We start from the raw sequence: 22,831 nt of genomic DNA, 5'->3' as shown, positions 1-22,831 counted from the left end.
TGAGACCCTATTAAGCATCCCGTCCAAGGGACGGCTATTGCACCACGACCGGTCCCGATCTTGGGGATGAGAGGTAAGACGCGTGAGAACACGTCTGGCAATTAAATTTCACTCGCTGCTCGAACGGCATTTCCCGGAACGCCGGGTTTTTCTGAAATCTGACAAAGACACGCGGTACATCCGTCTCAGCTCGGAAACGCAGATCGCTGCGGTGGCCGGTGTGGCCGTAATGGTTGGCTGGACCGCTGTCGCCACTGCGATTCTGCTGATGGACAGCATCGGATCTGGCAACTTCCGCGAACAAGCCAAACGCGATCAGGCCACCTATCAAGAACGTCTCAACATCCTGTCCGCCGAGCGTGACGCCCGCGCGCAGGAAGCCTTGGCCGCGCAAGACCGGTTCAATGCTGCTCTGGCGCAGGTCTCGGCGATGCAGTCCGAGCTTTTGGCCTCGGAAAACCGTCGGCGCGAGTTGGAAACCGGAATCGAGGTGATCCAGACGACCCTGCGCGCCACGATGAAGCAACGCGAAGAGGCCCGTGGCGAGCTGGCGAAGCTGCAACAGGATGCGGATACAACGGACGCCTATGTCGTGGCCGCCTCGGCCCCGGCGCAGATGGAATTCATGACCGACGCTCTGACCCGCACCGCGGAAGAGCGAGATCAGATTGCAGCTGACGCGCGCGATGCGCTGGACCAGCGCGATGATCTGGAGCTGGAAATCCGACTGATGCAGGAACGCAGTGAAGAGATTTTCCGCCAATTGGAAGAGGCGATGGTGATCTCGGTCGAGCCTCTGGACAAGATGTTCCGCCAGGCGGGCATGCCCACGGACCGCATCATCGAAGAGGTGCGGCGCGGATATAGCGGTATGGGCGGTCCGCTGACCCCTTTATCCCTGAGCACCCGCGGCGAGGAGAGTGACATCTCCGCCGACGAGGTGCGCGCAAACCAGCTTCTACAACAAATGGATCAGTTGAACCTGTATCGTCTGGCGGCCGAAAAAGCGCCCTTTGCGAACCCGGTTCATTCCGCTGTGCGGTTTACCAGCGGCTACGGCTCGCGCCGCGACCCCAAAACGGGCGGACGCCGGATGCATAACGGTGTCGATTTCGCGGGCCCCCAAGGCACCGATATCTTTGCAACCGCAGATGGCGTGGTCACCCATGCCGGCTGGCAGTCCGGCTTTGGACGCCTTGTGAGGATCAAACACGCCTTCGGGATTGAGACACTTTACGCTCATAACACCAAGATCCGTGTGAAGGTCGGCCAAAGGGTCTCGCGCGGGGATCATATTGCTGATATGGGTAGCACCGGACGGTCCACCGGCACGCATTTGCACTATGAGGTGCGCGTGAACGGAAAACCTGTAAACCCAATGACTTACATCAAGGCTGCGAGAAATGTTTTCTAAGAGCAAAATCAACGAACCCGCATCCAAGGATTCTGAGGCGGCAAAACCTGCTGCTCCGGCGACTCCGGCGGCCCCTGCCCCTTCTGAACCCAAGGCCAGCACGGCGCCCAAGCCCAAGCCGCCCGCATCGGTCCTGTCTTCGGACCTGCATATCACAGGCAACATCAAGACAACCGGTGACATTCAGGTTGAAGGCACTGTCGAGGGCGACATCCGCGCGCATCTTCTGACCATCGGCGAAACCGCGACCATCAAAGGCGAAGTCACTGCAGACGACGTCGTGGTAAACGGCCGCATCGTAGGTCGCGTGCGTGGCCTGAAGGTTCGCCTGACGTCGACCGCACGGGTCGAAGGCGACATCATCCACAAGACAATCGCCATCGAAAGCGGCGCGCATTTCGAAGGCTCGGTTCAGCGTCAGGACGACCCCCTGAACCCTGGCCGGGGCGCAAAACCGGGTGCCAACCCGGCTGCGGAAGTCAAACAGTAAAGCAAATCCAACCCGGATTTTTGAAACGCCGCAGGCCATCCTGCGGCGTTTTCGATTCAACTGCAGGCGTTCCTCTGAATCCAGTTCCAAGCTTGAACTTATACGGCTAAACTCTGCCCATGTGGATGTTTTCTGCTCTTGTCGCAGCCGTCGCAGGCGCGTTTCTGTACTGGTCTTGGTCCAAGAAAAAGGCGCGCGCTGCTCTTCTAGCCGAGCCGCTCAGCGAAGACGACCGGCGTATCATCGCGGCACAAGTCCCCATCCTCCAACGCGTGCCATCCGACCTACGTGAGAAACTGGATGGCAAGATCAACCTGTTTCTGGAACAGGTGAGCTTTTATGGCTGCGACGGGCTCGAGGTCACCGATGAGATGCAACTCTCCATTGCCGCGCAAGCCTGTCTGCTCGTGGTGAACACGGATACCTGGTACGACAATCTGACAACCGTTCTGATCTACCCCAACGCCTTCAAGTCTCGGCAGCAACGACGCAGCGGCTATGTCGTGACCGAGAAAGAGATCATCCGAACCGGCGAAAGCTGGGACCGTGGGCCAGTGATCCTGTCATGGGCGCATAGCAAACAGGGCGCGATGAATGACCATGACGGGCACAACGTGGTGTTCCACGAGTTTGCGCATCAGATCGACGACCTGTCAGGTGGCACCAACGGTGTTCCGGTTCTTGCAAAAGGACAGAGCTATGCCGAGTGGGAACGTGTCTTCTTGACGGCCTATTCCGACCATGTCGCAGCAGTAGAGGCCGGGCATCGCACCGTCATCGACCCTTACGGTGCCGAAGGCCATGAGGAGTTCTTTGCCGTCTCGGTCGAGGTGTTTTTTGAGCGTCCTCACGCCCTGCAAAAGGCGGCACCTCATGTCTATGAACAGCTTGCCGCGCTGTTCAATCTCGATCCCGCGACATGGGGTGGCGTGCCTAACTGACGCGCAGGCCGTGAAAATTCCCCCAAACGCAAGTTTCACAAATCACGGTTTTTGAATTACTCTGGCCCTCATTGATTAACGGAGGACTATTCATGTCATCAAAACTCATGGCCGAATTCTTCGGCACGTTCTGGCTGGTTCTGGGGGGCTGCGGCAGCGCGGTTCTGGCTGCAGGGGTCGCTGATGTCGGCATAGGATGGCTTGGTGTATCCTTCGCCTTCGGCCTGACCGTTTTGACCATGGCTTATACGGTCGGCCATATCTCGGGCGGGCATTTCAACCCCGCGGTCAGCCTCGGCCTGATGATCGGAGGGCGCTTCCCCGCCAAAGACCTACTGCCTTATTGGGTCGCGCAGGTCTTGGGTGCAATTGCGGCAGCGGTGGTGCTGTATGTGATCGTCAGCGGCGCGCCGGGTTTTGAAGGTGTCGGTGGGTTTGCCTCAAACGGGTATGGCGAGGCGTCACCCGAAGGGTATTCCATGATGTCCGCGCTGGTGATCGAGATCGTGCTGACCGCGTTCTTCATCGTGATCATTCTGGGGGCCACCTCCAGCGGAGCGCCTGCGGGCTTTGCTCCGATTGCCATCGGTCTGGCCCTGACCCTGATCCACCTGATCTCAATCCCTGTCACCAACACGTCGGTTAACCCGGCACGGTCCACAGGCGTGGCCCTGTTTGCGGATGGCCCCGCCCTTGCACAGCTCTGGCTGTTCTGGGTCGCCCCGCTGATCGGGGGTGCCATCGGTGCATTGATCTGGAAAGCAATGGGCGACGACTGATCCAGGTCCCTAGCCCACAAGAGAACCCCGGCGCATGGCCTGCGCCGGGGTTTTTCATTACTCGGTCACAGTGACCTTTTTCATCGCGTCGGGCTGGCCGACAACGGCGCCGTTCTGACCAGCACCGCGTTTGATCGCATCAACTACGTCCATCCCGTCCGTGACCTGACCAACAACGGTGTACTGGCCATCCAGAAACGGTCCCGGCTCGAACATGATGAAGAATTGCGAGTTCGCGCTGTTGGGGTTCTGAGACCGCGCCATGCCGACCACACCGCGATCAAAGGTGATGTCCGAGAACTCGGCCGGCAAGTCAGGACGGTCCGAGCCACCACGACCTGCATTGGCAGCGTTGAAGCTGCCCTTGGTCTGGTTGCCGAACTGAACGTCTCCGGTCTGGGCCATGAACCCATCGATCACTCGGTGGAAGACGACGCCGTCATACTCACCTGCGTTGGCGAGCGCGGTGATCTGTTCCACGTGCTTGGGTGCGACATCTTCAAACAGGTCAACGGTGATGGTGCCATTGGCTTCACCCTCAACCTCGATCTGCAGCCCGGTGGCCAGCGCGGGGCTGGCCAACAGGACAAAAGCGGCGGCGAGCTTATGCATCTGCCGCTACCTTGACGCTGATCATGCGGTCCGGGCTCGCAGGCGGCTCGCCCCGTACAATAGCATCTACATGCTCCATCCCGTCGATCACGCGGCCGTAAACCGTGTACTGACCGTTCAGGAAGTGGTTATCTTTGAAGTTGATGAAAAACTGCGAGTTTGCCGAATCCGGGTTCTGCGAGCGCGCAGCGCCCAGAGTTCCACGGTCATGCGGCAGTTTCGAGAATTCCGCCGGAACGTTCGGCAGAGACGACCCGCCTGTGCCCGCCATGCGGATGTTGAACCCGTCTTCCATGTCGCCGTGCTGGACGTCGCCGGTCTGGGCCATGAAGCCGTCAATCACACGGTGGAAGGCCACGTTGTCATACTCACCCCCACGGGCCAGCTCTTTCATCCGGGCGCTGTGCAGAGGTGCCACGTCGGGCAGCAGCTCAATGACGACATTGCCGTCTTTCAGCTCGATGATGATTGTGTTTTCGGGATCCTTGATCTCGGCCATCTGGCCCTCCTGTCGTTTGTCTTGCGCAAATACCTATGCGCCAAGCGCCTGAATGCCAAGTGACGCATTGACCTGAGGGCAAAATGCAGGAAAAGAACCGCCCAAAGGGTATCAAAACACGAGGATTGCGCGATGGGCTGGAAAACACTGGACGATATGGACCTGAACGGCAAACGCGTGCTGGTGCGTGTGGATATCAACGTGCCGGTCGTTGACGGTGTTGTGACCGACGCCACCCGTATTCAGCGTATTGTTCCCACCGTGCAGCACATTCTGGCATCCGGTGGCAAACCCATCCTGCTGGCCCATTTCGGCCGTCCCGGCGGCGAACGTCGCGAAAGCCTGTCGCTGAACCAACTTGTCCCGACCTTGGAGTCTGCTTTTGGCGCGAAGGTCCTGTTCGCCGCCGATTGCGTGGGCACTGAGGCTGAACTGGCCGCAGACGCCCTGCAGCCTGGTCAGGTGCTTCTGCTGGAAAACACCCGTTTCCACGCGGCTGAAACCAAGAACGATCCCAATCTAGCCGCTGGCATGGCGCGTCTTGGCGATGTCTACTGCAATGACGCGTTCTCGGCCGCGCACCGCGCCCACAGCTCGACCGAGGCGCTGGCCCGTTTGCTGCCCGCCTGCGCCGGTCGCTTGATGCAGGCCGAGCTTGAGGCGTTGGAGGGCGCTCTGGGCGCACCCAAACGCCCGGTGACCGCTGTTGTTGGCGGCGCGAAAGTGTCGACCAAGCTGGAGCTGTTGGGCAACCTGATAGACAAGGTCGACTATCTGGTCATCGGCGGCGGTATGGCGAACACGTTCCTTGTCGCCAAGGGCGTTGATGTCGGAAAATCGCTGGCCGAAACCGCGATGAAAGACACCGCCGAAGAAATCCTGGCCAAGGCCGAAACTTCCGGCTGCACCATCGTGCTGCCCGTTGATGTGGTGGTCGCCGAGAAATTCGAAGCAAACGCCCAGCATCAGGTCCTGCCCGCCGATCAGTGCCCTGCAGAAAGCATGATCCTGGACGCTGGCCCCCAAAGTGTTTCCGCTATCACCGAGATCTTCGGCAAAAGCCAGACCCTGATCTGGAACGGTCCGCTCGGCGCGTTCGAGTTGGAGCCGTTTGACGCCGCCACAAACGCCGCCGCGCTCGAAGCCGCTGCGCTGACACGCGCGGGTCAGTTGATCTCGGTTGCAGGTGGCGGGGATACCGTTGCCGCGCTGAATGCTTCGGGCGCCGCCAAGGACTTCTCGTACATCTCGACCGCAGGCGGAGCCTTCCTTGAATGGATGGAAGGCAAGACCCTGCCCGGCGTCGCAGCACTGGACCAGTGATCATCGCGGCACGTTCCAACGCGTGCCGCAAGACAATCTGACTCATCCATGCAATTTTTGCGAATCAGGGGATTCACATCCCGAATCACCTGTGACATAGTGTGTTCAGAGGCCCAGAAAGGGCCCGTTATTGAGGCAGACTTCATACGGCGGTCAACAGAGTGTCCCGTTCCCATCGGCCCGGTTTGGGCGCAGTTTTTTTCTTTTCGGTGGCTTTTATGCTGGGTGTATATTTCACCTTTGCCGCCGTGCAAGGAGACTATGGCCTGTTCCGACGGGTTGAGATTTCGGCGGAACGGGACGCCCTGTCACGCGACCTCGCGGCGCTCAAAGCTGAGATTGCCGAGATGGAAAACCTCACCCGCCGTCTTTCGGACAATTACCTTGACCTCGACCTACTGGATCAACAGGCCCGATCCGTACTGGGCATGATCCGCGCGGATGAAATCGTTATTCGGTAGTCGTAAACCTGTCTATTGCAAGTTCCTTTGTCTCAGTTCCGGCCGTGACTATCTTTCCTCAGCAATAAGGTTCTCTTGGCGTGAACAACAAATTCGATGACCAGTTTTTTTGATCGTGCTGATGCCGTAATCAATTTGGCCAACACATTTCTAGAGCAAGTGACTCGCGGAAAAGTCAGCGCCTCACTCCTATACGCGACCGCAAGATACAATGCTTGGGTAAGTGCCTGCGGTTTTGAAAACGGCTCCGACATGCGAGATATGAAGGAAGAAACTATTGAGTATTTTGTTCAGGAGTACAGAAAGATGCTGTCAGAAAACCTGGATGACTATATCGAAAATTTCGAAGGCTACATGAGGCTTGATCCGGATTGAGAGCAATTCGAACGCTCGTGTTTGGATGGTAAACTACGCTGCGTCATATTTACGCTCGCCAGATCGCAAGAAATGCTCTAAAAGATAGTTTAACGCTAAACTATCTGTCCGAAAGGGGGAGATCGCCACAATGGCTGCGCGAAAAACCACAAAGAAACCAAACGTTTCTGCGGAAGAGCTGAAAACCTACTACCGCGAAATGCTGTTGATCCGTCGATTCGAAGAAAAGGCGGGGCAACTTTACGGTATGGGTCTGATTGGTGGTTTCTGCCACCTCTACATCGGACAGGAAGCGGTTGTTGTCGGCCTTGAGGCTGCTGCGAAAGAAGGCGACAAACGCATCACATCCTATCGTGACCACGGCCACATGCTGGCCTGCGGCATGGATCCGGGCGGCGTGATGGCCGAACTGACCGGGCGCGAGGGCGGCCTGTCCAAAGGCAAAGGCGGCTCGATGCACATGTTCTCGAAAGAGAAGCATTTCTACGGCGGCCACGGCATCGTTGGCGCTCAGGTCCCGCTAGGCGCGGGTCTGGCCTTTGCAGACAAGTATAAAGAAAACGGCGGCGTGACCTTCACCTATTTTGGTGACGGTGCTGCCAACCAGGGTCAGGTCTACGAGACATTCAACATGGCCGCCCTCTGGGATCTGCCGGTCGTCTTCGTGATCGAGAACAACCAATATGCGATGGGCACGGCGCAAGCGCGCTCGACTTCTTCGGCGGATATCTACCACCGCGGTCAGGCTTTCGGGATTCCGGGCGAAATGGTCAACGGTATGGATGTGCTGGCCGTCAAAGCCGCCGGCGAAAAGGCCGTCGCCCACTGCCGCGCAGGCAAAGGCCCCTACATCCTTGAGGTCAAGACCTACCGCTACCGTGGCCACTCGATGTCCGACCCGGCCAAGTACCGCACCCGCGAAGAAGTTCAGAAGGTCCGCGAACAAAGCGACCCGATCGAACATGTGCGCGAGCTGCTGCTGACCGGCAAACACGCGACCGAGGATGACCTGAAGGCGATCGACAAAGAGATCAAAGAGGTCGTCAACCAGGCCGCCGAATTCTCGAAAGAAAGCCCCGAGCCGTCGCTGGACGAGCTCTGGACAGATATTTACGCCTGAGAGGACGAATAAGACATGGCAACCGAAATTCTCATGCCCGCCCTTTCGCCCACAATGGAAGAGGGCACGCTGGCTAAATGGCTGGTCAAGGAAGGCGACACCGTATCTTCCGGCGACATCATGGCCGAGATCGAAACCGACAAGGCCACGATGGAGTTCGAGGCCGTTGACGAAGGCATAGTCGGCAAAATCCTGATCGAAGAAGGCACCGAGGGGGTCAAGGTCAACACCCCCATCGCGATCCTGGTTGAAGAAGGCGAAGATGCCTCCGCCCTGCCCGCGGCTGCCCCCGCAGCCGCAGCGGTGACCGAGGCCGCCCCTGCGGCGGTTGAGGCCCCCGCTCCTGCGGCTGCCGCTCCGGCCGCGCCGGTTGTGGACCTGTCGCCCGATTGGCCAGCCGACGCAGAAATGAAAACCGAGACCGTCCGTGAAGCGCTGCGCGACGCGATGGCCGAAGAGATGCGCGGCGACGAAGACGTCTACCTGATGGGTGAAGAAGTCGCCGAGTATCAGGGCGCTTATAAAATCAGCCAAGGTCTGCTAGACGAATTCGGCCCCAAACGCGTGATCGACACCCCGATCACCGAGCATGGCTTTGCCGGGATTGCGGTTGGTTCAGCCTTCGGTGGCCTGAAACCAATCGTCGAGTTCATGACCTTCAATTTTGCCATGCAGGCGATTGACCAGATCATCAACTCTGCCGCCAAGACGCTCTACATGTCCGGCGGTCAGATGGGCTGTCCCATCGTGTTCCGTGGCCCCAACGGTGCCGCCGCCCGCGTGGCCGCGCAGCACTCGCAGGACTACGCGGCATGGTACATGCAGATCCCCGGTCTGAAAGTCGTTATGCCCTATTCGGCTGCTGATGCCAAAGGACTACTGAAATCGGCGATCCGCGACCCCAACCCGGTGATCTTCCTGGAAAACGAAATCCTCTACGGACGCACATTCGACGTGCCGCAAGTGGATGACCTGTCCATTCCTCTGGGCAAGGCCCGCATCTGGCGCGAAGGCTCGGACGTTACCATCGTCAGCTTCGGCATCGGCATGCAATATGCCCTAGAAGCCGCCGACAAACTTGCCGAAGAGGGCATCAGCGCCGAGGTCATCGACCTGCGCACCATCCGTCCGATGGACACAGGCGCGATCATCAACTCGGTGATGAAGACCAACCGTCTGGTCACCGTCGAAGAAGGCTGGCCGCAAGGATCGGTCGGCAGCTACATCAGCTCGGTCGTGATGCAAGAGGCGTTCGACTATCTCGACGCGCCGGTCATCAACTGCACCGGCAAGGATGTTCCGATGCCCTATGCCGCGAACCTCGAAAAGCTGGCCCTTATCACCACGGATGAGGTGATCGCTGCAGTCAAACAGGTGACCTACCGGTAATGGAGATCAGGGGCCGCGATCCAGCAACCGAATGCTACCGTGTCGAGATTGACATCGACAACCGCATCGTACGGGCGCTTGTGCCCGAGCGACTGGCGGCGGATATGCGGTTGATAGGCGCGCGCCCCTCGCACCAGACTGCCTATGTCTGGATGGCGGAGAACAAAGAAAAAATCGAGGCTGCGATTGCGACGCTCGCACGCGGCACCGGGCGCCCCAAGGCGCCCTTTGACCAAATTACTCTGATTGAGGAGCGCTGAAATGCCCACCGAAATCCTAATGCCCGCCCTGTCTCCGACCATGGAGGAAGGCACCCTTGCCAAATGGCTGGTCAAAGAGGGCGACACCGTCTCCTCCGGCGACCTGCTAGCCGAGATCGAAACCGATAAAGCCACGATGGAGTTCGAGGCTGTTGACGAAGGCACCATCGGTAAGATTCTAATCCCGGAGGGATCCGAAGGGGTCAAGGTCAACACTGCCATCGCAGTCCTGCTGGAAGATGGCGAAAGCGCCGATGATATTGGTACTGCACCTGCGGCGGCCCCAGCGGCTGCACCTGCAGCCGCCGCGGGCAACGAGGTCGCCGCGCCAGCGGCATCCGAGGCGCCCGCCCCCGCTCCGGCTGCACCGGCCAAAGCCGATGGTGGTCGCATCTTCGCCTCACCGCTGGCCCGTCGCATCGCAGCGCAAAAGGGCCTTGATCTGGCACAGATCACCGGCTCCGGCCCACATGGTCGCATCGTCAAAGCCGATGTGGAAAGCGCAACTGCAGCGCCAGCAGCAGCCCCGGCCCCTGCCGCAGCAGCCACGCCCGCAGCGGCGGCACCGGCTGGCCCATCGGCAGATGCCGTCGCCAAGATGTACGAAACTCGCGATTACGAGGAAATCAAGCTCGACGGCATGCGCAAGACCATTGCCGCGCGCCTGTCCGAAGCCAAGCAGACCATCCCGCATTTCTACCTGCGCCGCGATATTAAACTGGACGCGCTCCTTAAGTTCCGCAGCCAGTTGAACAAGCAGCTGGAAGGCCGTGGCGTTAAGCTCAGCGTCAATGACTTCATCATCAAAGCCGTCGCCAACGCGCTGCAGCAGGTGCCCGAATGCAACGCAGTCTGGGCGGGCGACCGCGTGCTGCAGTTGAAACCGTCTGATGTGGCCGTTGCGGTTGCGATCGAAGGCGGTCTGTTCACTCCGGTCCTGCAGGATGCCGACACCAAGTCTCTGTCTGCCCTTTCGACCGAGATGAAGGACCTTGCTGGTCGTGCCCGGGAACGCAAGCTGGCTCCGCATGAATACCAGGGCGGCACATTCGCGGTTTCGAACCTGGGCATGTTCGGCATCGACAATTTCGACGCCATCGTGAACCCGCCACATGCCGGTATTCTTGCGGTCGGCACAGGCCTGAAAAAGCCGGTCGTAGGCGAAGACGGAGAGCTGACGGTTGCAACCCTCATGTCCGTCACGATGTCGGTCGATCACCGGGTCATCGACGGCGCGCTTGGGGCACAGTTGCTGCAAGCCATCGTCGAAAACCTAGAAAATCCGATGGTCATGCTGGCCTGAAAAAACTCTACCCGCCGGGGTCCGACCTCGGCGGGTGCTCTCACGATCACGGCCACGATGTGAGCATGCGTGATAGCCCCAAAGGTTGCTTCCGCAACTGCGCTCTCCCACCTTTGAACCAGACGGTTTTGAAAACCAAAGGTGGCCCATGCGCTTTTTTAATTTTACTAAGATATTGCTTGTAGTTGCCGCGTCCGCAACTGCGGCTAACACGGCATCCGCAAAACCCAACAGCTATCCGGGCGAAAACTCCAGGTTCAAATCCAGTGATCCAGCCGTCATCGCCCAGCAAAAGGCTGAGCGCCAGCAACGCATCGACAAGCGTAAGGAACGCAGGGAACAAAGACGGCAGGAGCGGTTGAACAGAAAGAACAACCGCTCAAACTGATTTTTACTGGTCCTTGCCCAGCATGTGGTCCATCGAGATCGAGGGCTGATCGCACCCCGCCTCGCCCACGATTTTGGCCGGGATGCCGGCAACTGTCTTGCAAGCCGGAACCTCTTGCAGCACCACCGATCCGGCGGCGATCCGGCTGCAGTGGCCGACCTCAATGTTGCCAAGAACCTTGGCCCCGGCACCAATCAGAACTCCATCACCGATCTTTGGGTGGCGCTGCTCTTCTTCCTTGCCGGTTCCGCCCAAAGTCACAGAATGCAGCATCGAGACATTGTCACCAACCACAGCAGTCTCACCAATCACGATGGAATGGGCGTGGTCGATCATGATCCCTTTGCCGATCCTGGCGGCCGGGTGAATGTCGATGCCGAAAATCTCAGACGACCGCATCTGGAAGAAATAGGCCAAATCATGCCGTCCCTTGCGCCACAACCAGTGGGCCACACGATAGGCCTGCATCGCCTGATACCCTTTAAAATAGAGGATCGGCTGCAGTAGTCGGTGGCAGGCCGGGTCGCGTTCGTACACGGCCATCAGGTCCGCGCGCGCAGCCTCAATCAAGCTAGGTTCGTCGGCATAGGCCTCGTCCACGATCTCACGCAGGACCATCATCGACATCTCGTTCGAACACAGCTTGGCCGCCACTCGGTACGACAATGCCCGCTCAAGGCTGCGGTGATGCAGAATACAGGCATGCACCAGCCCGCCCATCAGCGGTTCTTGCTCAACGGCGGTATGGGCCTCGGTCGTGATCCGGTTCCAGACCGGGTCGACGGGGGTCACGTGGCTGCGCTTTTCAAACATGGCTTTGATCCTTTGCTGCGCCTAGCATGCCATTTAGTGGTAAAAACGCCAAACGCAAACCCGTGATCTGTAACTTAACCAAAATGAATGTGTTCTAAGAGGGGGCTTGCGCCTCTCGGTGCTTTAAGAAGTCAGCCCAACGCCCGCCGGGTCTGAAATCGTATCAGCTGGCGCAAAACCATCTCAAAACACTGGCAATAGTTCGGATCATCAAAGCTCGGTTCATCCGCCAGTACCCGCGTGCGGGCGGCTGTCATTAGGGATCCGTTGCCATAGGCCGGGTGCAGCCGCCCGGTGCGCTGGACATGGCGGTCGGCCAGTTCGGCCTCGGCCACCATCTTGATACAAAGCGATCGGCGGCTGCGCTGCGGCACGGCCAACAAGGCGCGTGCCGCAGCACTGACATCTCCGTGGAGGACGGGGCGCAAAGGTCTTACCCGACCTGAATGCGCGCGGCCGGACCAGCACCATATGTGGCCGAGATTTGCGCGATCTCGACCGCATATCCACCTGTCAGGCCATCAGCGGACTTCACGGCTGCGGTATAGGCCCAGCGCGGTTCAGGCACGATCTCTTCGCGGATCAAAGCCCCATTTGCCCGCACACGGATGAGGTAGGATTCGCTTTCCTCACCCAGTGGGACGTCCAGCCCCGCCCAGTCGTCCCCTTCGATCCGCGTTCGCCTGATCCAATCGAACGCATCCTCATCCGACTTGGTCTGCACAGACACATGCACCGGCGCATAGGGGCGCAAGCCGTTCCCGTCGAAAGCCTCGACCAGATACTCGTAGGATGGGTCGTCATACCCGCGCAAGGCCGGACCGATCCGAAAGTGCCGGGCCACACGCCGTTCGCTCGGCAACAGGCTGGTTTGCGCAACGCGTTCATCCAGCAGGACAAAAGTTGACCCCTCGGGCCAGACGTCTGGCATCAGGGCGTCCGTTCCCAGCTGGCCGCGTAGACGTCCGGACAAGGCATAGACGCCCGGCTCTTGCAGGGCGGCGTCAGAGAACTGGAACACCTCCCAATTGCCCGGTGTTCCGTCACCGATGGCCGCCAAATTGGCCCCGTTCAGCAAGGATGTCCGCGGACGGGATTCCAGAATGCCGTCGATCAGCTTGACCCGCAGAGGCGCGCCCTCATCCCAGATCCCGGCTGAGGCGCGATGCAGCGGCGTTTCGGTAAAGCCCATCACCGCCTGGTCCGAAATGACATCACGCAACGCGTAATCCTCATCCCTAGCCGAGGCATGAACGGCGACGCTACCGGGCCAAGGATCGGCCGATACGGCCAGATACGGCGCGTGCGGAGCCTCTGCCCCCGTCAACAGCGGCAGGTCCATGAACACCGGCACCACCGGCACAGAGGCGACGAAGGGCCGGAGCGCAACCGGATCGTCCTGCAATCCGTTGGCCGTGTAGACGCCGCGCTCGATTCGCACCGCCTCGGCCAGTTGCAGGTCGGCTTTCTCCAACCGGTCGATACGGTAGAGCGCACTGCCCTCCTGTTCTGACAGGCGCACCACGTCTCCGGCGCCCAGATGCAACATGGACGGGGGCAAGGCAAACCGGGCGGTATCGCGGGACACACGCGCCTCGCTGAGCCAGCGTTCCGCGGTCTGGCGACCCTCGGCACGGGTCATGGACAAGGGCATCTCGTTGACCGCAACCGCATGGGTCTGCGCGTCGGGCAACACCGCCTCTTCCGCGACCAGATCGTGATCGGCATCCGATTGAACAAAGCGCAGACGAACACGTCCGGTCATCTCGGCCTCGGCCTCACGACGGTATTCTACGGTGCCGTCGAGATCGGAGCTGACAGCCAGATGATCCGGATCCAGCGCCACAGCACCAAACCCATCACGTGTCTGGAACCGCACAACACCGTCCCGTTCAATCGCGTCAAACCCATAGCGCAGCATCAACGGTTGCAACGCCGAACGCGCGTCCGAGACATCCTCGACCGCATAGCCCCGGACCACGCCATAGAGCTGCGAGACGTCAATATCCGTGACCCCTGCCCCATGGCAGATTTCGGTCACCACCGAGGCCAGAGTACGCGCGCCGGATCGACCGTTCAGCCAATGCCCTCGGGCGTAGTTTTCGCCATCGTCCCATTGGCTTCGCAGGTTTGGAAAGGTGGGATAGGGCCGCGCGTCCCACGCCCAGACATAGGCGTTGGAGAGGTCCAGCATCGGCCCGTCATAGATCTCGGATACCGGGTTGTTCTGCGGCTCGGACCAGTAGCCCAGCGTTGCCGTCAGATATTGCACTTGGATGAAGTCGTCCCTGAGGCCGTTGGAATACGGCGGCAGGCTCGATTCTGAGGACTTGGGATCGAGAAACTTGTTTGGCTGGTTGGTACCTTTGTCCACGGCAGCACAGCCCAGCTCCGTGAACCAGATCGGCTTGGACCCCGGCACCCAATCGGTCGGATCATTCTGGCGCACGCCACCAATCCGTTCGTGATGCCAGTTCGACCACCAGTTGCGCAGGTCCTTGTAGCGCCAGACCCATGGCTCATCATGAGTGCTGTCTTCGATCGGAGTGCGGATCTGTGCCTCGGCCTCTTCGGGCGAGGCGTAGTACCAGTCATAGCCTTCGCCACCTTCGACATTGGCGCGCAGGTAATCCAGATTGTAGATCGACCCGGCATCGGCATCCCGATGATCTTCGCCATCGCGCCAATCGGACAGAGGCATATAATTGTCGATACCGACAAAGTCGATATTGTCATCCGCCCAAAGGGGATCGAGGTGAAAGAACCTGTCTCCTGTCGCCGAGGGTTGATAGCCGAAATATTCGCTCCAATCCGCAGCGTAGCCGATCTTGGTATCCGGCCCGAGAATTTGCCGAACGTCCGCTGCCAACTGGCGCAGTTGTTCGACCGCAGGAAAGCCGTTTTCTCCGCGAATTTGCGTCAGACCCCGCATCTCTGAACTGATACAGAAGGAACTTACGCCGCCTGCAATCTGGCAGAGGGTGGCGTAGTGCAGGATAAAACGACGCAGCCCCCATTCCTCCGGGCCGGAATAGGTCATCTGCCCCGCGCTGATACCAAAATCGCTGACCTGAGCCGCCCCGAAGAACGCGGCCACCTGCGCATCGGCAGCGGCTGTCTGGTCCGGCGACCCGTCGCGCCCCGGAGCCACGTCCAGCGTGATCCGTCCGCGCCATGGCAGATGCGGCTGCACTCCATCCGACCAGGGGTCGGGCAAGTCGTTCTGCTGCAACTGATCCATCAGGATGAACGGGTAGAACATTACGTCCTTGCCGGTCTCTTTCAGATGCTGAATCGCCTGCACAACCGCGCCATCCGCCGGGGTGCCACCATAAACAGGCCGGTCATCCTGATGCTGGACCACTTGGGCCGTATTGCGCCGCAGGCCCGACACGACCCAGGGCATATTCACGCCATCTATGTCATCGCGCACCACCTTGGGCGTGATCTGACAATCACCGCAGCGCAGGTCATTCCCGAACCACGACACAATCAGGGATGCCGCTTCGCAGCCCGGCAGCTCTCGCGCCAGCGCTTTGGTCGAGGTGACCAGATCCGGCTCGCCCGAGGCCGAGTTGACATTGGCCGCCCAACTGCGCCCGCGCCCTTGGGAATAGTTCACCTGCGTGCTGGCCAGCGCATATTCGCCGGTGCCCGGCATCAGAGCCACGCCCTTGACGATCTGGCCCAGCGCGGATGGGTGATCCGGCATCTCGGGCTGTTTAGGACGCACCACTTCGAACGAGAACTGAGGCACCCGGTTGCCAAAGGACGCCAGCTGGAAGTCCTCGATCACCACATAGGCCGTACCTCGATAGGCCGGGACATTGCCGGTGCCTTCGACGGCCTCAATCAGGGGATCGGGGAGTTGATCCTGCGTCCCGTGATAGACACGAATGTTCAGGTTCGCGCGCTCCTGCTCCTCGCCATCGGCCCAGACGCGCGTGACATCGGCGATCTCGCCCGCGCCAACCGCAATCGCCAGAGAGATCGAGTAGCTATAGGTGGTTGTCGTCACCTTGGGCGGTTTCGGCGAACCCTTACCGCCCCCGCCTGAGGATTGCGTGCTTGTGGTCCGGGTCTCGAGAAAGTCCGAGGCCCAGATCACCTGACCGCCCACACGCATACGGCCAAAGACCGTGGCCACAGGGGCACCCTCGGCTGTTTCGGTCAGGCGGAAACGGTCCATGCGGCCGGTCTCGACCACTTCGCTGCCGCTGCCCATGACCGATTGGCTCATCATGCGTTGATCGATCACGCGTCCCAGCGTGGCCCCGACCGCACGACCGACAATGGCAGTGGAAAGACCGGCCACCGTACCGCTGATCGAGCCGCCCAGCGCAGCCCCTGCTGCGGAAAGAAGAATAGTAGCCATCAGCGACCCTCCAACGGGAATTCAAAACAGGCGACCACCCGGCGGCGCCAGGGGTCGCTCAGGGCGTTTTCGACAACGCCATGTCCGGAATAGGCATGGATGAAGCGCGGCACCTCGCCGGTGCTGCTGACGATGCCCAGATGTTTGGCAACACCGCTATCGCGCATCTGGAACAACAGCACATCTCCGGCCACCATTTCGGCTGGGAGCTTTTCGCTCAGGTGCCTGCGTGCAGCTGCCCACATGCGTTCTTCACCCTGCGGTTCGGACCAGTCCATGCTGTAGACGGGAACCGCCTCGGGTTCGTGCCCGATCACTTCGCGCCACACACCGCGCAGCAGGCCCAGACAATCCGTCCCCGCCCCGCGAACCGAGGCCTGATGCACATAAGGCGTGCCCAGCCATTCGCGTGCGGCGTCCACGATATCTTGTTTGCGTTTCGTCATCGTCTGCTACCGCCTGTATTCGCGTTGCCTTTCTTTGGCACAGCCATCACCCAGTCTTCGCCCGGCAGATCCGGAAAGCCTTGAAAGTTCAAAAAATTTTTGAATTTCAACCGGCAAGTCTCCATCCGCTTGTCGCAGCCAGCGGTCAGGCGCACCCGGTCTCCAACAGCCAATCCACCCCCAATGCTGGCCCAAAGGGTGATCTCGCGCCCGTCTTCCGTCCGACGGTCCTGCTTGATCGACCCCCATAGCCCATTTGCTGTGCCCGAGGTCACATCCAAACGTCCCCGTTCAAACCAGGCTTCGTCAGAGGAGTTCCCACCACGCAGCCGCAACGACGTGCCTCCGTCAAAACCGGAGACTTCAGCCTCGACCTGATAGCCGCGCTGGCCTACGGCAAATCGGCACGCGGAATCCCCCAAGACGGCTGTGCAGGGTTTTTGATAGGTCCGTCCCAGAGGGCGATTCAGCAGATCGGTCAGCCCGCGCAGCTCTGCGTGAAAGGCTCCGCCCGCACGCCGTAGCTCACCAATCGAGCCGCGAAACTGCAGCACACGCTGCTCGGGCGCGGCCCAATTGACCAGCCAGGCACGTACCTCGGCCCCGTCAAAGCGACCGGCCTCAATATCATCCTCACGGACCGAGGCATCGGACAGCGCCCCCATCGCCTCGGAATTATCAATCGACAGCCCGGTGGCCTGTTCGATAGCGGCTGCGGTCAGGCCGGTGCTGGCCCGAAAGGTCAGCCCGTCGAACCGCAGCTCCATGTCATGATCGGTGAAGCCATAGACCTGGCTGTCTTTGCGGGTGATCGCCCAGCAGCGGCACACGGTGGTCAGACCGCTTTGCAGATGGGCCTGAAGTGCCTGATTATCTCCGCTCATCAAACCCGCACCTCGACCACGGGGACGTTTGGCACATCCCCGGCCTGAAAGTTGGCCACGCTGGTCTGGATCTTGTCAGTGTCAAAACGCACCGGCACGTCAAACTCGAACCCCGCCGTGATCTCGACTTGCTCGGGCGGAGGGGCCACGAATGTGACCACCCCGCGGGCCAGATCAACCTCATAATCGACACCTTCGCGCATGGCGTCCTGATCCAGACCCAGACGCACCGTACCAAGGACGGGTTTGGTGATAGGTCTCACATAGCTGACCCCGCCCGAGCTATAGGTCTTCACCAGCTGAAACTCGGTGCGTTCTCCGTCACCCCGCGCGATGACCTGATCGCCGTGATCGACGTCAGCCGTGGCCGAGCCGGACTTGTAGTCCGACCAGTCCTTCCAGCGGAACCCGTACATCTGGCCCTGACGCGCCTCGAAGAATGAGATCATCGTTTCGATGTCATCCAGCGACCGCATCCCCAGCCCGGCATCATAGCGCCTGCGCGAATGCGCCCAGGGCGTGTTGCGTTCCTCAAACCCGTTGGCCAGCGTCACGATATCCGTGCGCCGTTCCGGACCGCCGACCGAGCCGAAGCTTAGGCTGGCGGGGAATCTCACCTCGTGGAAATTCATCTTCTGCTCCCCTTATCTGTTGCGATTGCCACGGCCCAAAGCGCGGCTCATCTGCGCCGCGATCTGGCCTTGCGACCGGCGGAACCCCTGCACATCGGGCGTGGAGATATTCATCACCACATTCACAGCGCGGCCGCCGCCCTGCGTCCTAACGCCCAGCTTGCCGTCCGCGCCGCGCGCCAGAGGCATGATCGCCTCAGGGCCAGCCTCGCCCATCAGGCCAGTACCACCGCGCATCGGGAACATCGTCGGGCTACTGACCACGCCGCCATTGGCAAAGGGCATCACCCGGCCCTGGCTGAAGCTGCCACCATCCGCAAAAGGCAGAATGCCCTGCACCAGACTGCCAACCCCACTGGCCAGCATGCCGCCGAAATGATCCGTCACCGGCTTGATCGCCGCCGAATACGCCGTGCGGATCATCGAGTTTTTCAGTACATCCAGCGCATCCGACAGGTTCATCCCGTCCAGCACCACGCCGTCAAACGCCTTGCGCAAACCGCCGGACAGGCCCCGTTCCAGAGTGGCAACGTCCTTGCCTGTCTCTTCAAAGGCGGCCCTGACCCGCTGCAAGTGACCATCAAACGCTGCAGCCATGCTCGCCGCGTCACCCAGCGCGTCGCCCAGCGACTCGCCCCGTTCCTGCAGGTCGTCAAAACCTTCACGATCCGTCATCACGCTCTCCTTGTTCCTTGTCCGGATAGGCCGCCAGCAAAGCGTCGAGGCCCTTCCGGTTCATCGCAGGCATCGCCGCGCCCTGCCCCAGCATCAGCCGCAGCTCGGCCGGGGTCAGACGCCAGAACTGATCCGGCGTCAGGCGCAGGCCGAGGATCCCGGCCTGCATCAGCGCGGACCAGTCGAACCCGCTCACTGCTCCGGCACCATGAAGGCGCGGGCCAGCAATTCGGCTGCCGCTTTGGCCCCTGCCATCGGCCCACCTGCGATTTCCGCATACAGCAGATCATCGCGTGTGACCGGCGCGCCGCCGCCACGCAAACCAGCGACCAACAGCGCCAGCACGTCACCGCTGGAATACCCACCGCCTTCGAACCGCTGCACCAATTCGACCAGAGATCCGGCCCCCAGTTCCTGTTCCAATTCCGCCAAGGCACCCAATGTCAGCTTGAGCACCCGCTGCTCCCCATCGATGGTCAAAGCCACCTCGCCCGTCCACGGATTGGCCATCAGAGCGCCGTAAAGCTCAGCGCACCGGCGCTTGCCATGCTCATCTCATAGGTCGCCTCACCGTTATGCGAGCCCGCATATTCGATGCTGCTGACCTGAAACGGCCCTTCGACGATGCCGAAATCGGGGATGATCACCTGAAAACCGGGCGTCTCGCCATCAAAGAACAGCTGACGCGCCCGTTCATCTGTGCCTTCATCCTTGAACACCCCCGAGCCCGAGATCGAGGCCGATTTGACCCCCGCCCCTGACAGCAGCTCGCGCCATCCGCCCTGGCTTTCCAAGCTGGTGACATCGACGCTTTCTGCGTTGAAACTGATCCGCGTGGCGCGCAGGCCCGCGATGGTCTCAAACAGGCCCGTGCCGTTCATATCCACTTTGACCAACAGGTCTTTTCCGTTCTGGGCAGCCATATGCTCTCTCCGTTGATTGCTTAGTCGTCTTCCACGCGGGCGCGGAATCTCAGGTCGATCTGGCGGATCGCGCCGCCAGTTCCCGTGCGTCGGGCGCTGGCCCGTTCGAACCACAGCCCCACCAGATGGCCCCGGTCCAAACTCAGCGCCGCACCTTCCAGTGCGTCACACACCGCGCCGGCCAGCGTCTTGGCCGCGCCAAAGCCCGCTGCCTCGGACACCACCGAGACCGTGAAGCGATGCACAGCCCCTGCGTTTGCGCGGTCCGAGGCCTCTCGCACCTCTTCCGGACCCAAAGTCACGTAGGTTTGCGGCATGGTCCCCGCAGGTACCGCGTCGTAAATCGCACCGCCCGACAGCGTGCTGACCTGCGCATCGCTTGACAGCTGCTGAAACACCGCCGCCTGCAAAGCAGCTGAAACGCCATAGCTCATGCCGCCACCTCTTCATCTGCAAAACAGGTCAGGTACTGGCCGCGCGGGTCCCGCTCGGCCACTGCGCGGATCACGAACCGCCGGGCGCCTTCGCTGAACCGCTGGTCCGGAGCGGGCCGCATGCTCGACCCTTCAGGCGCGCCCCGCACAACGATCCGGTAGCCAACGCGCGAGACCGAAGCCCCACCGACCGCACGCTCCGCCCCGCTGCGCGCCGTCACCTCGGCCCAGAGCGAGCCCAAAGCGGCCCAGGTTTCGGCATAGCCTCCAGCGCCGTCAGCGGTGCGAACCGGCGCTTCCAGCTCCAACTTGCGGTTCAGTCGAGGCGCGTTCATTGCATCACCCCAGCACCGAAGCGCACCGTGCGATAGCGTTGGATCAAGCTGGTCACACCGAAGGGCATACACCCCGCGCCCAAGGCTGTTTCGTCGCGATATTCGTAGTAATGCGCCGCCAACAGCAAAACCGCCTGCCCGAGATCGGCGGGTAAGCCGCCCCAATCGGCGGCCATGCCCGCCATGAAGGCGATTTTTACCGATCCGCCCGTCTGGATTCTCGGCAAACAAGATCCCGCCGCTCGCACCCGAGGGCGCTGCGCATCCCGCTCCAACCTGTACGTCGCGCTGTCCGCCACGGATTCAGCGCCCAGCGCATCCGTCAGCGTCACAGCGCCAACTGAAACCACCGGGGCCACCGGAAGAACTTCGCTTTCCGGATCACGCCAGCCATTCAGCCTCCACGAAAACTCCCGCTCGATCAGCACCTTGCCGGTGCGCGCCTCGATCGCTGCAATCGCTGCACGCAGAAAACCGGTCAGAACCTCATCCTGCGTATCACCCTCGGCGAACCCCGTGCCCAGCCGCAGATGCGCCTTGAACTGAACCACCGGCAGCGCCGCATCCGCGATGGCGGTTTCTTCGATCAACATCATCCATTCACTCCGCAATCTCGGACCCCTCCGGGGCCGTATCCTTGAAAATGACGGGCACGCGCCGCCCCACGTTGCTCGGACGGAGGGGAGCAGCTAGACAACGCGGGGGATCTCACCCCGGCCCGCGCCCGCCGCCCGAACGGCCCAAAGGCCCCTCGGATTCAGCCCGCTTTAGGCGGTGCCGAATTTCACCAGCTTGATCGCAGCAAAGTCGCTTACGTCGCCGCCGACGCGCTTGGTCGCGTAGAACAGAACATGCGGCTTGGCGCTGAACGGATCGCGCAACACGCGCAGATCGGGACGTTCAGCAATGGTGTAACCTGCCTGGAAATCGCCAAAGGCAATCGAGAAGCTGTCGGTCGCCGCATCCGGCATGTCCTCGGCAATCAGCACCGGATAACCCATCAGACGCGCAGGCTCACCCGCGGCCAAACCATCGGACCACAGGAAGCGGCCATCACTGTCCTTCAGCTTGCGGATCAGACCGGCGGTTTTCGAGTTCATCACGAAGGTGCCGTTCACGCGGTACTGCGCGCCCAGCGCATAGACCACATCCATGATCGCATCCGCATCGACACCACCTGCCGTGCCGGTCGCGACGTAGCCCAGATTGCTCCAGGCCCAGACGTCATTGTCGACAGCCGGGTGGTCCAGAATACCCTTGGGCTTGTCCGCCCCGTCACCTCCGATAAAGGCGGCCGCCTCGGCCCGCGCGAACTTGTCGGCGATACGACCAGCCAGCCAGCCCTCAACGTCAAAGGCACTGTCATCCAGCAGACGTTGCGAGGCCTTGGGCAGTGCGCTCAGTTCGTGCAGCGGGATCGAGATGCGGTCGATTGACGGCGTTGCGGTCTCGGTGGCCGCCGAGGCCTCATCAGCCCAACCCGCACCGACATCGATATGGTCGATCAGAACGTCGAACGAGTTCGCCTCAACGTTCACCACCGATGCAATTGACCGGATCGAAGCGGTGGAATTCAGAACCGATTTGATCGTCTCGGCGGTCTGCGGATCAACCAGATAACCACCGTCGCTGTTCACCGCACTCGACAGAGACTTCGACTCCATCTCCAGCCCGCGCAGCCCATCATCCTCGCCCGAACGCACATAGGCGTCGAAGGCCTTCTGATGTGGTGCGCCGTCCTCGATCGAGGCCGCAAGATGCGGGCGCGCCGCGATGGTTGATTTACGATCCAGCATGGTCAGTCGCTCTTCTGTCTGTTGCAGTTGGGTTTTAACTTCAGCTTTGAGGCCCTTGAATTCATTAACGAAGCCAGCCATCGCCTGCTTCACCTCCTGAACCAGGGGCGCACCCTCTCCGGTCAAGGCCGGGGTTTCGGTCTTGCTCATCAGCACATCCTTTT

Annotated in this window: 28 protein-coding genes; 12 read left to right on the top strand and 16 right to left on the bottom strand. The window is 60.7% G+C overall.

All coding sequences use genetic code 11. The annotated features are described in order from the left end of the window. The first annotated feature begins 82 nt into the window (after positions 1–82). The 4 genes from ACR0C3_RS16995 to aqpZ all read left to right on the top strand — a co-directional run bounded on the left by ACR0C3_RS16995 (position 83) and on the right by aqpZ (position 3,624). Positions 83–1,414 carry a DUF5930 domain-containing protein gene (locus ACR0C3_RS16995; RefSeq protein ID WP_480759586.1) on the top strand — a complete coding sequence of 444 codons (1,332 nt, stop codon included), beginning with the start codon at positions 83–85 and terminating at the stop codon, positions 1,412–1,414. Then, entirely contained in the window at positions 1,404–1,904 is a 501-nt protein-coding gene (locus ACR0C3_RS16990) for a bactofilin family protein (RefSeq protein ID WP_170374000.1), read from the top strand. Before ACR0C3_RS16995 ends, ACR0C3_RS16990 begins: the two co-directional genes overlap by 11 nt. Positions 1,905–2,029: 125 nt before the next feature. Then, on the top strand, positions 2,030–2,845 hold the full coding sequence (locus ACR0C3_RS16985; protein WP_480759585.1) for a M90 family metallopeptidase: 816 nt from the start codon (positions 2,030–2,032) through the stop codon (positions 2,843–2,845). 92 nt (positions 2,846–2,937) lie between these two features. Beyond that, positions 2,938–3,624 (top strand): aquaporin Z, encoded by a 687-nt coding sequence (gene aqpZ, locus ACR0C3_RS16980; RefSeq protein ID WP_170458789.1) that lies wholly within the window; start codon positions 2,938–2,940, stop codon positions 3,622–3,624. Positions 3,625–3,681: 57 nt separating this feature from the next. Here the strand turns inward: aqpZ and ACR0C3_RS16975 are convergent, their stop codons facing one another. Together ACR0C3_RS16975 and ACR0C3_RS16970 are read right to left on the bottom strand one after the other, a co-directional pair. Beyond that, the gene (locus ACR0C3_RS16975; protein ID WP_480540959.1) at positions 3,682–4,236 is read right to left on the bottom strand and encodes a peptidylprolyl isomerase; all 555 of its coding nucleotides are present in this window, start codon (positions 4,234–4,236) and stop codon (positions 3,682–3,684) included. Next, positions 4,229–4,735 (bottom strand): peptidylprolyl isomerase, encoded by a 507-nt coding sequence (locus ACR0C3_RS16970; protein ID WP_170374004.1) that lies wholly within the window; start codon positions 4,733–4,735, stop codon positions 4,229–4,231. The genes ACR0C3_RS16975 and ACR0C3_RS16970 overlap by 8 nt, the downstream gene beginning before the upstream one ends. A 132-nt stretch (positions 4,736–4,867) precedes the next feature. On the opposite strand from ACR0C3_RS16970, the gene ACR0C3_RS16965 reads away from it, so the two are divergent. The 8 genes from ACR0C3_RS16965 (at position 4,868) to ACR0C3_RS16930 (ending at position 11,354) form a co-directional block, all read left to right on the top strand. Then, positions 4,868–6,058 (top strand): phosphoglycerate kinase, encoded by a 1,191-nt coding sequence (locus ACR0C3_RS16965; RefSeq protein WP_480759584.1) that lies wholly within the window; start codon positions 4,868–4,870, stop codon positions 6,056–6,058. Positions 6,059–6,219: 161 nt separating this feature from the next. Further along, positions 6,220–6,519 carry an FtsB family cell division protein gene (locus ACR0C3_RS16960; RefSeq protein ID WP_170458795.1) on the top strand — a complete coding sequence of 100 codons (300 nt, stop codon included), beginning with the start codon at positions 6,220–6,222 and terminating at the stop codon, positions 6,517–6,519. A 96-nt stretch (positions 6,520–6,615) separates the two neighbouring features. Next, positions 6,616–6,894, top strand: coding sequence for a DUF3144 domain-containing protein (locus ACR0C3_RS16955; RefSeq protein WP_480759583.1), 279 nt, complete (start codon positions 6,616–6,618; stop codon positions 6,892–6,894). Positions 6,895–7,024: 130 nt separating this feature from the next. Continuing rightward, a complete protein-coding gene (gene pdhA, locus ACR0C3_RS16950; RefSeq protein ID WP_170374007.1) occupies positions 7,025–8,014 on the top strand; it encodes a pyruvate dehydrogenase (acetyl-transferring) E1 component subunit alpha in 990 nt (329 codons plus the stop codon). A gap of 15 nt (positions 8,015–8,029) precedes the next feature. Beyond that, the gene (locus ACR0C3_RS16945) at positions 8,030–9,403 is read left to right on the top strand and encodes a pyruvate dehydrogenase complex E1 component subunit beta (RefSeq protein WP_480759581.1); all 1,374 of its coding nucleotides are present in this window, start codon (positions 8,030–8,032) and stop codon (positions 9,401–9,403) included. Then, the gene (locus ACR0C3_RS16940) at positions 9,403–9,663 is read left to right on the top strand and encodes a hypothetical protein (RefSeq protein ID WP_170374009.1); all 261 of its coding nucleotides are present in this window, start codon (positions 9,403–9,405) and stop codon (positions 9,661–9,663) included. Before ACR0C3_RS16945 ends, ACR0C3_RS16940 begins: the two co-directional genes overlap by 1 nt. A gap of 1 nt (position 9,664) precedes the next feature. Continuing rightward, a complete protein-coding gene (locus ACR0C3_RS16935) occupies positions 9,665–10,966 on the top strand; it encodes a pyruvate dehydrogenase complex dihydrolipoamide acetyltransferase (RefSeq protein WP_480759580.1) in 1,302 nt (433 codons plus the stop codon). A gap of 148 nt (positions 10,967–11,114) precedes the next feature. Continuing rightward, on the top strand, positions 11,115–11,354 hold the full coding sequence (locus ACR0C3_RS16930) for a hypothetical protein (protein ID WP_480759578.1): 240 nt from the start codon (positions 11,115–11,117) through the stop codon (positions 11,352–11,354). A gap of 3 nt (positions 11,355–11,357) precedes the next feature. Here the strand turns inward: ACR0C3_RS16930 and cysE are convergent, their stop codons facing one another. The 14 genes from cysE to ACR0C3_RS16860 form a co-directional block, all read right to left on the bottom strand. Beyond that, positions 11,358–12,167 carry a serine O-acetyltransferase gene (gene cysE / locus ACR0C3_RS16925; RefSeq protein ID WP_480759576.1) on the bottom strand — a complete coding sequence of 270 codons (810 nt, stop codon included), beginning with the start codon at positions 12,165–12,167 and terminating at the stop codon, positions 11,358–11,360. Between the two features lie 131 nt (positions 12,168–12,298). Beyond that, complete coding sequence (locus tag ACR0C3_RS16920; RefSeq protein ID WP_170374013.1) at positions 12,299–12,595, bottom strand: DUF7742 family protein; 297 nt, start codon at positions 12,593–12,595, stop codon at positions 12,299–12,301. A 5-nt stretch (positions 12,596–12,600) separates the two neighbouring features. Continuing rightward, the gene (locus ACR0C3_RS16915; RefSeq protein WP_480759574.1) at positions 12,601–16,542 is read right to left on the bottom strand and encodes a baseplate multidomain protein megatron; all 3,942 of its coding nucleotides are present in this window, start codon (positions 16,540–16,542) and stop codon (positions 12,601–12,603) included. After that, complete coding sequence (locus tag ACR0C3_RS16910; protein ID WP_480759573.1) at positions 16,542–16,988, bottom strand: NlpC/P60 family protein; 447 nt, start codon at positions 16,986–16,988, stop codon at positions 16,542–16,544. The genes ACR0C3_RS16915 and ACR0C3_RS16910 overlap by 1 nt, the downstream gene beginning before the upstream one ends. After that, positions 16,985–17,872: a DUF2163 domain-containing protein gene (locus ACR0C3_RS16905; RefSeq protein WP_480759571.1), complete on the bottom strand. Its 888-nt coding sequence runs from the start codon at positions 17,870–17,872 to the stop codon at positions 16,985–16,987. Before ACR0C3_RS16905 ends, ACR0C3_RS16910 begins: the two co-directional genes overlap by 4 nt. Beyond that, the gene (locus ACR0C3_RS16900; RefSeq protein WP_480759569.1) at positions 17,872–18,504 is read right to left on the bottom strand and encodes a phage distal tail protein, Rcc01695 family; all 633 of its coding nucleotides are present in this window, start codon (positions 18,502–18,504) and stop codon (positions 17,872–17,874) included. The genes ACR0C3_RS16905 and ACR0C3_RS16900 overlap by 1 nt, the downstream gene beginning before the upstream one ends. A 12-nt stretch (positions 18,505–18,516) precedes the next feature. Next, positions 18,517–19,179 carry a phage tail tape measure protein gene (locus ACR0C3_RS16895; RefSeq protein WP_480759568.1) on the bottom strand — a complete coding sequence of 221 codons (663 nt, stop codon included), beginning with the start codon at positions 19,177–19,179 and terminating at the stop codon, positions 18,517–18,519. Continuing rightward, complete coding sequence (locus tag ACR0C3_RS16890) at positions 19,166–19,375, bottom strand: rcc01693 family protein (RefSeq protein WP_480759567.1); 210 nt, start codon at positions 19,373–19,375, stop codon at positions 19,166–19,168. The genes ACR0C3_RS16895 and ACR0C3_RS16890 overlap by 14 nt, the downstream gene beginning before the upstream one ends. Then, entirely contained in the window at positions 19,372–19,689 is a 318-nt protein-coding gene (locus ACR0C3_RS16885; RefSeq protein ID WP_480759565.1) for a gene transfer agent family protein, read from the bottom strand. Before ACR0C3_RS16885 ends, ACR0C3_RS16890 begins: the two co-directional genes overlap by 4 nt. After that, positions 19,689–20,102 carry a phage major tail protein, TP901-1 family gene (locus ACR0C3_RS16880; RefSeq protein ID WP_170374021.1) on the bottom strand — a complete coding sequence of 138 codons (414 nt, stop codon included), beginning with the start codon at positions 20,100–20,102 and terminating at the stop codon, positions 19,689–19,691. Before ACR0C3_RS16880 ends, ACR0C3_RS16885 begins: the two co-directional genes overlap by 1 nt. Before the next feature lie 20 nt (positions 20,103–20,122). Beyond that, positions 20,123–20,536, bottom strand: a complete 414-nt coding sequence (locus tag ACR0C3_RS16875; protein ID WP_480724191.1) for a DUF3168 domain-containing protein — start codon at positions 20,534–20,536, stop codon at positions 20,123–20,125. Then, positions 20,533–20,871: a phage head closure protein gene (locus ACR0C3_RS16870; protein WP_480759564.1), complete on the bottom strand. Its 339-nt coding sequence runs from the start codon at positions 20,869–20,871 to the stop codon at positions 20,533–20,535. The genes ACR0C3_RS16875 and ACR0C3_RS16870 overlap by 4 nt, the downstream gene beginning before the upstream one ends. Then, on the bottom strand, positions 20,868–21,467 hold the full coding sequence (locus ACR0C3_RS16865; protein ID WP_480759562.1) for a head-tail connector protein: 600 nt from the start codon (positions 21,465–21,467) through the stop codon (positions 20,868–20,870). The genes ACR0C3_RS16870 and ACR0C3_RS16865 overlap by 4 nt, the downstream gene beginning before the upstream one ends. Positions 21,468–21,638: 171 nt before the next feature. Further along, entirely contained in the window at positions 21,639–22,817 is a 1,179-nt protein-coding gene (locus ACR0C3_RS16860; RefSeq protein ID WP_480759561.1) for a phage major capsid protein, read from the bottom strand. Positions 22,818–22,831 lie beyond the last annotated feature (14 nt).

The organism is Ruegeria sp. CK3 (assembly GCF_056536565.1).
The sequence above is the reverse complement of the archived record's forward strand: the minus strand, read 5'-3'. Positions and strand labels throughout refer to the sequence as shown.

Coding starts and splice junctions, on each gene's coding strand:
- ACR0C3_RS16885 (WP_480759565.1), bottom strand. CDS start 19,689: ATGGCCAATCCGTGGACGGGCGAGGTGGCTTTGACCATCGATGGGGAG.
- cysE (WP_480759576.1), bottom strand. CDS start 12,167: ATGTTTGAAAAGCGCAGCCACGTGACCCCCGTCGACCCGGTCTGGAAC.
- ACR0C3_RS16905 (WP_480759571.1), bottom strand. CDS start 17,872: ATGAGCGGAGATAATCAGGCACTTCAGGCCCATCTGCAAAGCGGTCTG.
- ACR0C3_RS16945 (WP_480759581.1), top strand. CDS start 8,030: ATGGCAACCGAAATTCTCATGCCCGCCCTTTCGCCCACAATGGAAGAG.
- ACR0C3_RS16975 (WP_480540959.1), bottom strand. CDS start 4,236: ATGCATAAGCTCGCCGCCGCTTTTGTCCTGTTGGCCAGCCCCGCGCTG.
- ACR0C3_RS16990 (WP_170374000.1), top strand. CDS start 1,404: ATGTTTTCTAAGAGCAAAATCAACGAACCCGCATCCAAGGATTCTGAG.
- ACR0C3_RS16930 (WP_480759578.1), top strand. CDS start 11,115: ATGCGCTTTTTTAATTTTACTAAGATATTGCTTGTAGTTGCCGCGTCC.
- ACR0C3_RS16910 (WP_480759573.1), bottom strand. CDS start 16,988: ATGACGAAACGCAAACAAGATATCGTGGACGCCGCACGCGAATGGCTG.
- ACR0C3_RS16915 (WP_480759574.1), bottom strand. CDS start 16,542: ATGGCTACTATTCTTCTTTCCGCAGCAGGGGCTGCGCTGGGCGGCTCG.
- ACR0C3_RS16970 (WP_170374004.1), bottom strand. CDS start 4,735: ATGGCCGAGATCAAGGATCCCGAAAACACAATCATCATCGAGCTGAAA.
- pdhA (WP_170374007.1), top strand. CDS start 7,025: ATGGCTGCGCGAAAAACCACAAAGAAACCAAACGTTTCTGCGGAAGAG.
- ACR0C3_RS16875 (WP_480724191.1), bottom strand. CDS start 20,536: ATGAGCTATGGCGTTTCAGCTGCTTTGCAGGCGGCGGTGTTTCAGCAG.
- ACR0C3_RS16860 (WP_480759561.1), bottom strand. CDS start 22,817: ATGAGCAAGACCGAAACCCCGGCCTTGACCGGAGAGGGTGCGCCCCTG.
- ACR0C3_RS16935 (WP_480759580.1), top strand. CDS start 9,665: ATGCCCACCGAAATCCTAATGCCCGCCCTGTCTCCGACCATGGAGGAA.
- ACR0C3_RS16870 (WP_480759564.1), bottom strand. CDS start 20,871: ATGAACGCGCCTCGACTGAACCGCAAGTTGGAGCTGGAAGCGCCGGTT.
- aqpZ (WP_170458789.1), top strand. CDS start 2,938: ATGTCATCAAAACTCATGGCCGAATTCTTCGGCACGTTCTGGCTGGTT.
- ACR0C3_RS16985 (WP_480759585.1), top strand. CDS start 2,030: ATGTTTTCTGCTCTTGTCGCAGCCGTCGCAGGCGCGTTTCTGTACTGG.
- ACR0C3_RS16900 (WP_480759569.1), bottom strand. CDS start 18,504: ATGAATTTCCACGAGGTGAGATTCCCCGCCAGCCTAAGCTTCGGCTCG.
- ACR0C3_RS16940 (WP_170374009.1), top strand. CDS start 9,403: ATGGAGATCAGGGGCCGCGATCCAGCAACCGAATGCTACCGTGTCGAG.
- ACR0C3_RS16965 (WP_480759584.1), top strand. CDS start 4,868: ATGGGCTGGAAAACACTGGACGATATGGACCTGAACGGCAAACGCGTG.
- ACR0C3_RS16955 (WP_480759583.1), top strand. CDS start 6,616: ATGACCAGTTTTTTTGATCGTGCTGATGCCGTAATCAATTTGGCCAAC.
- ACR0C3_RS16865 (WP_480759562.1), bottom strand. CDS start 21,467: ATGATGTTGATCGAAGAAACCGCCATCGCGGATGCGGCGCTGCCGGTG.
- ACR0C3_RS16895 (WP_480759568.1), bottom strand. CDS start 19,179: ATGACGGATCGTGAAGGTTTTGACGACCTGCAGGAACGGGGCGAGTCG.
- ACR0C3_RS16880 (WP_170374021.1), bottom strand. CDS start 20,102: ATGGCTGCCCAGAACGGAAAAGACCTGTTGGTCAAAGTGGATATGAAC.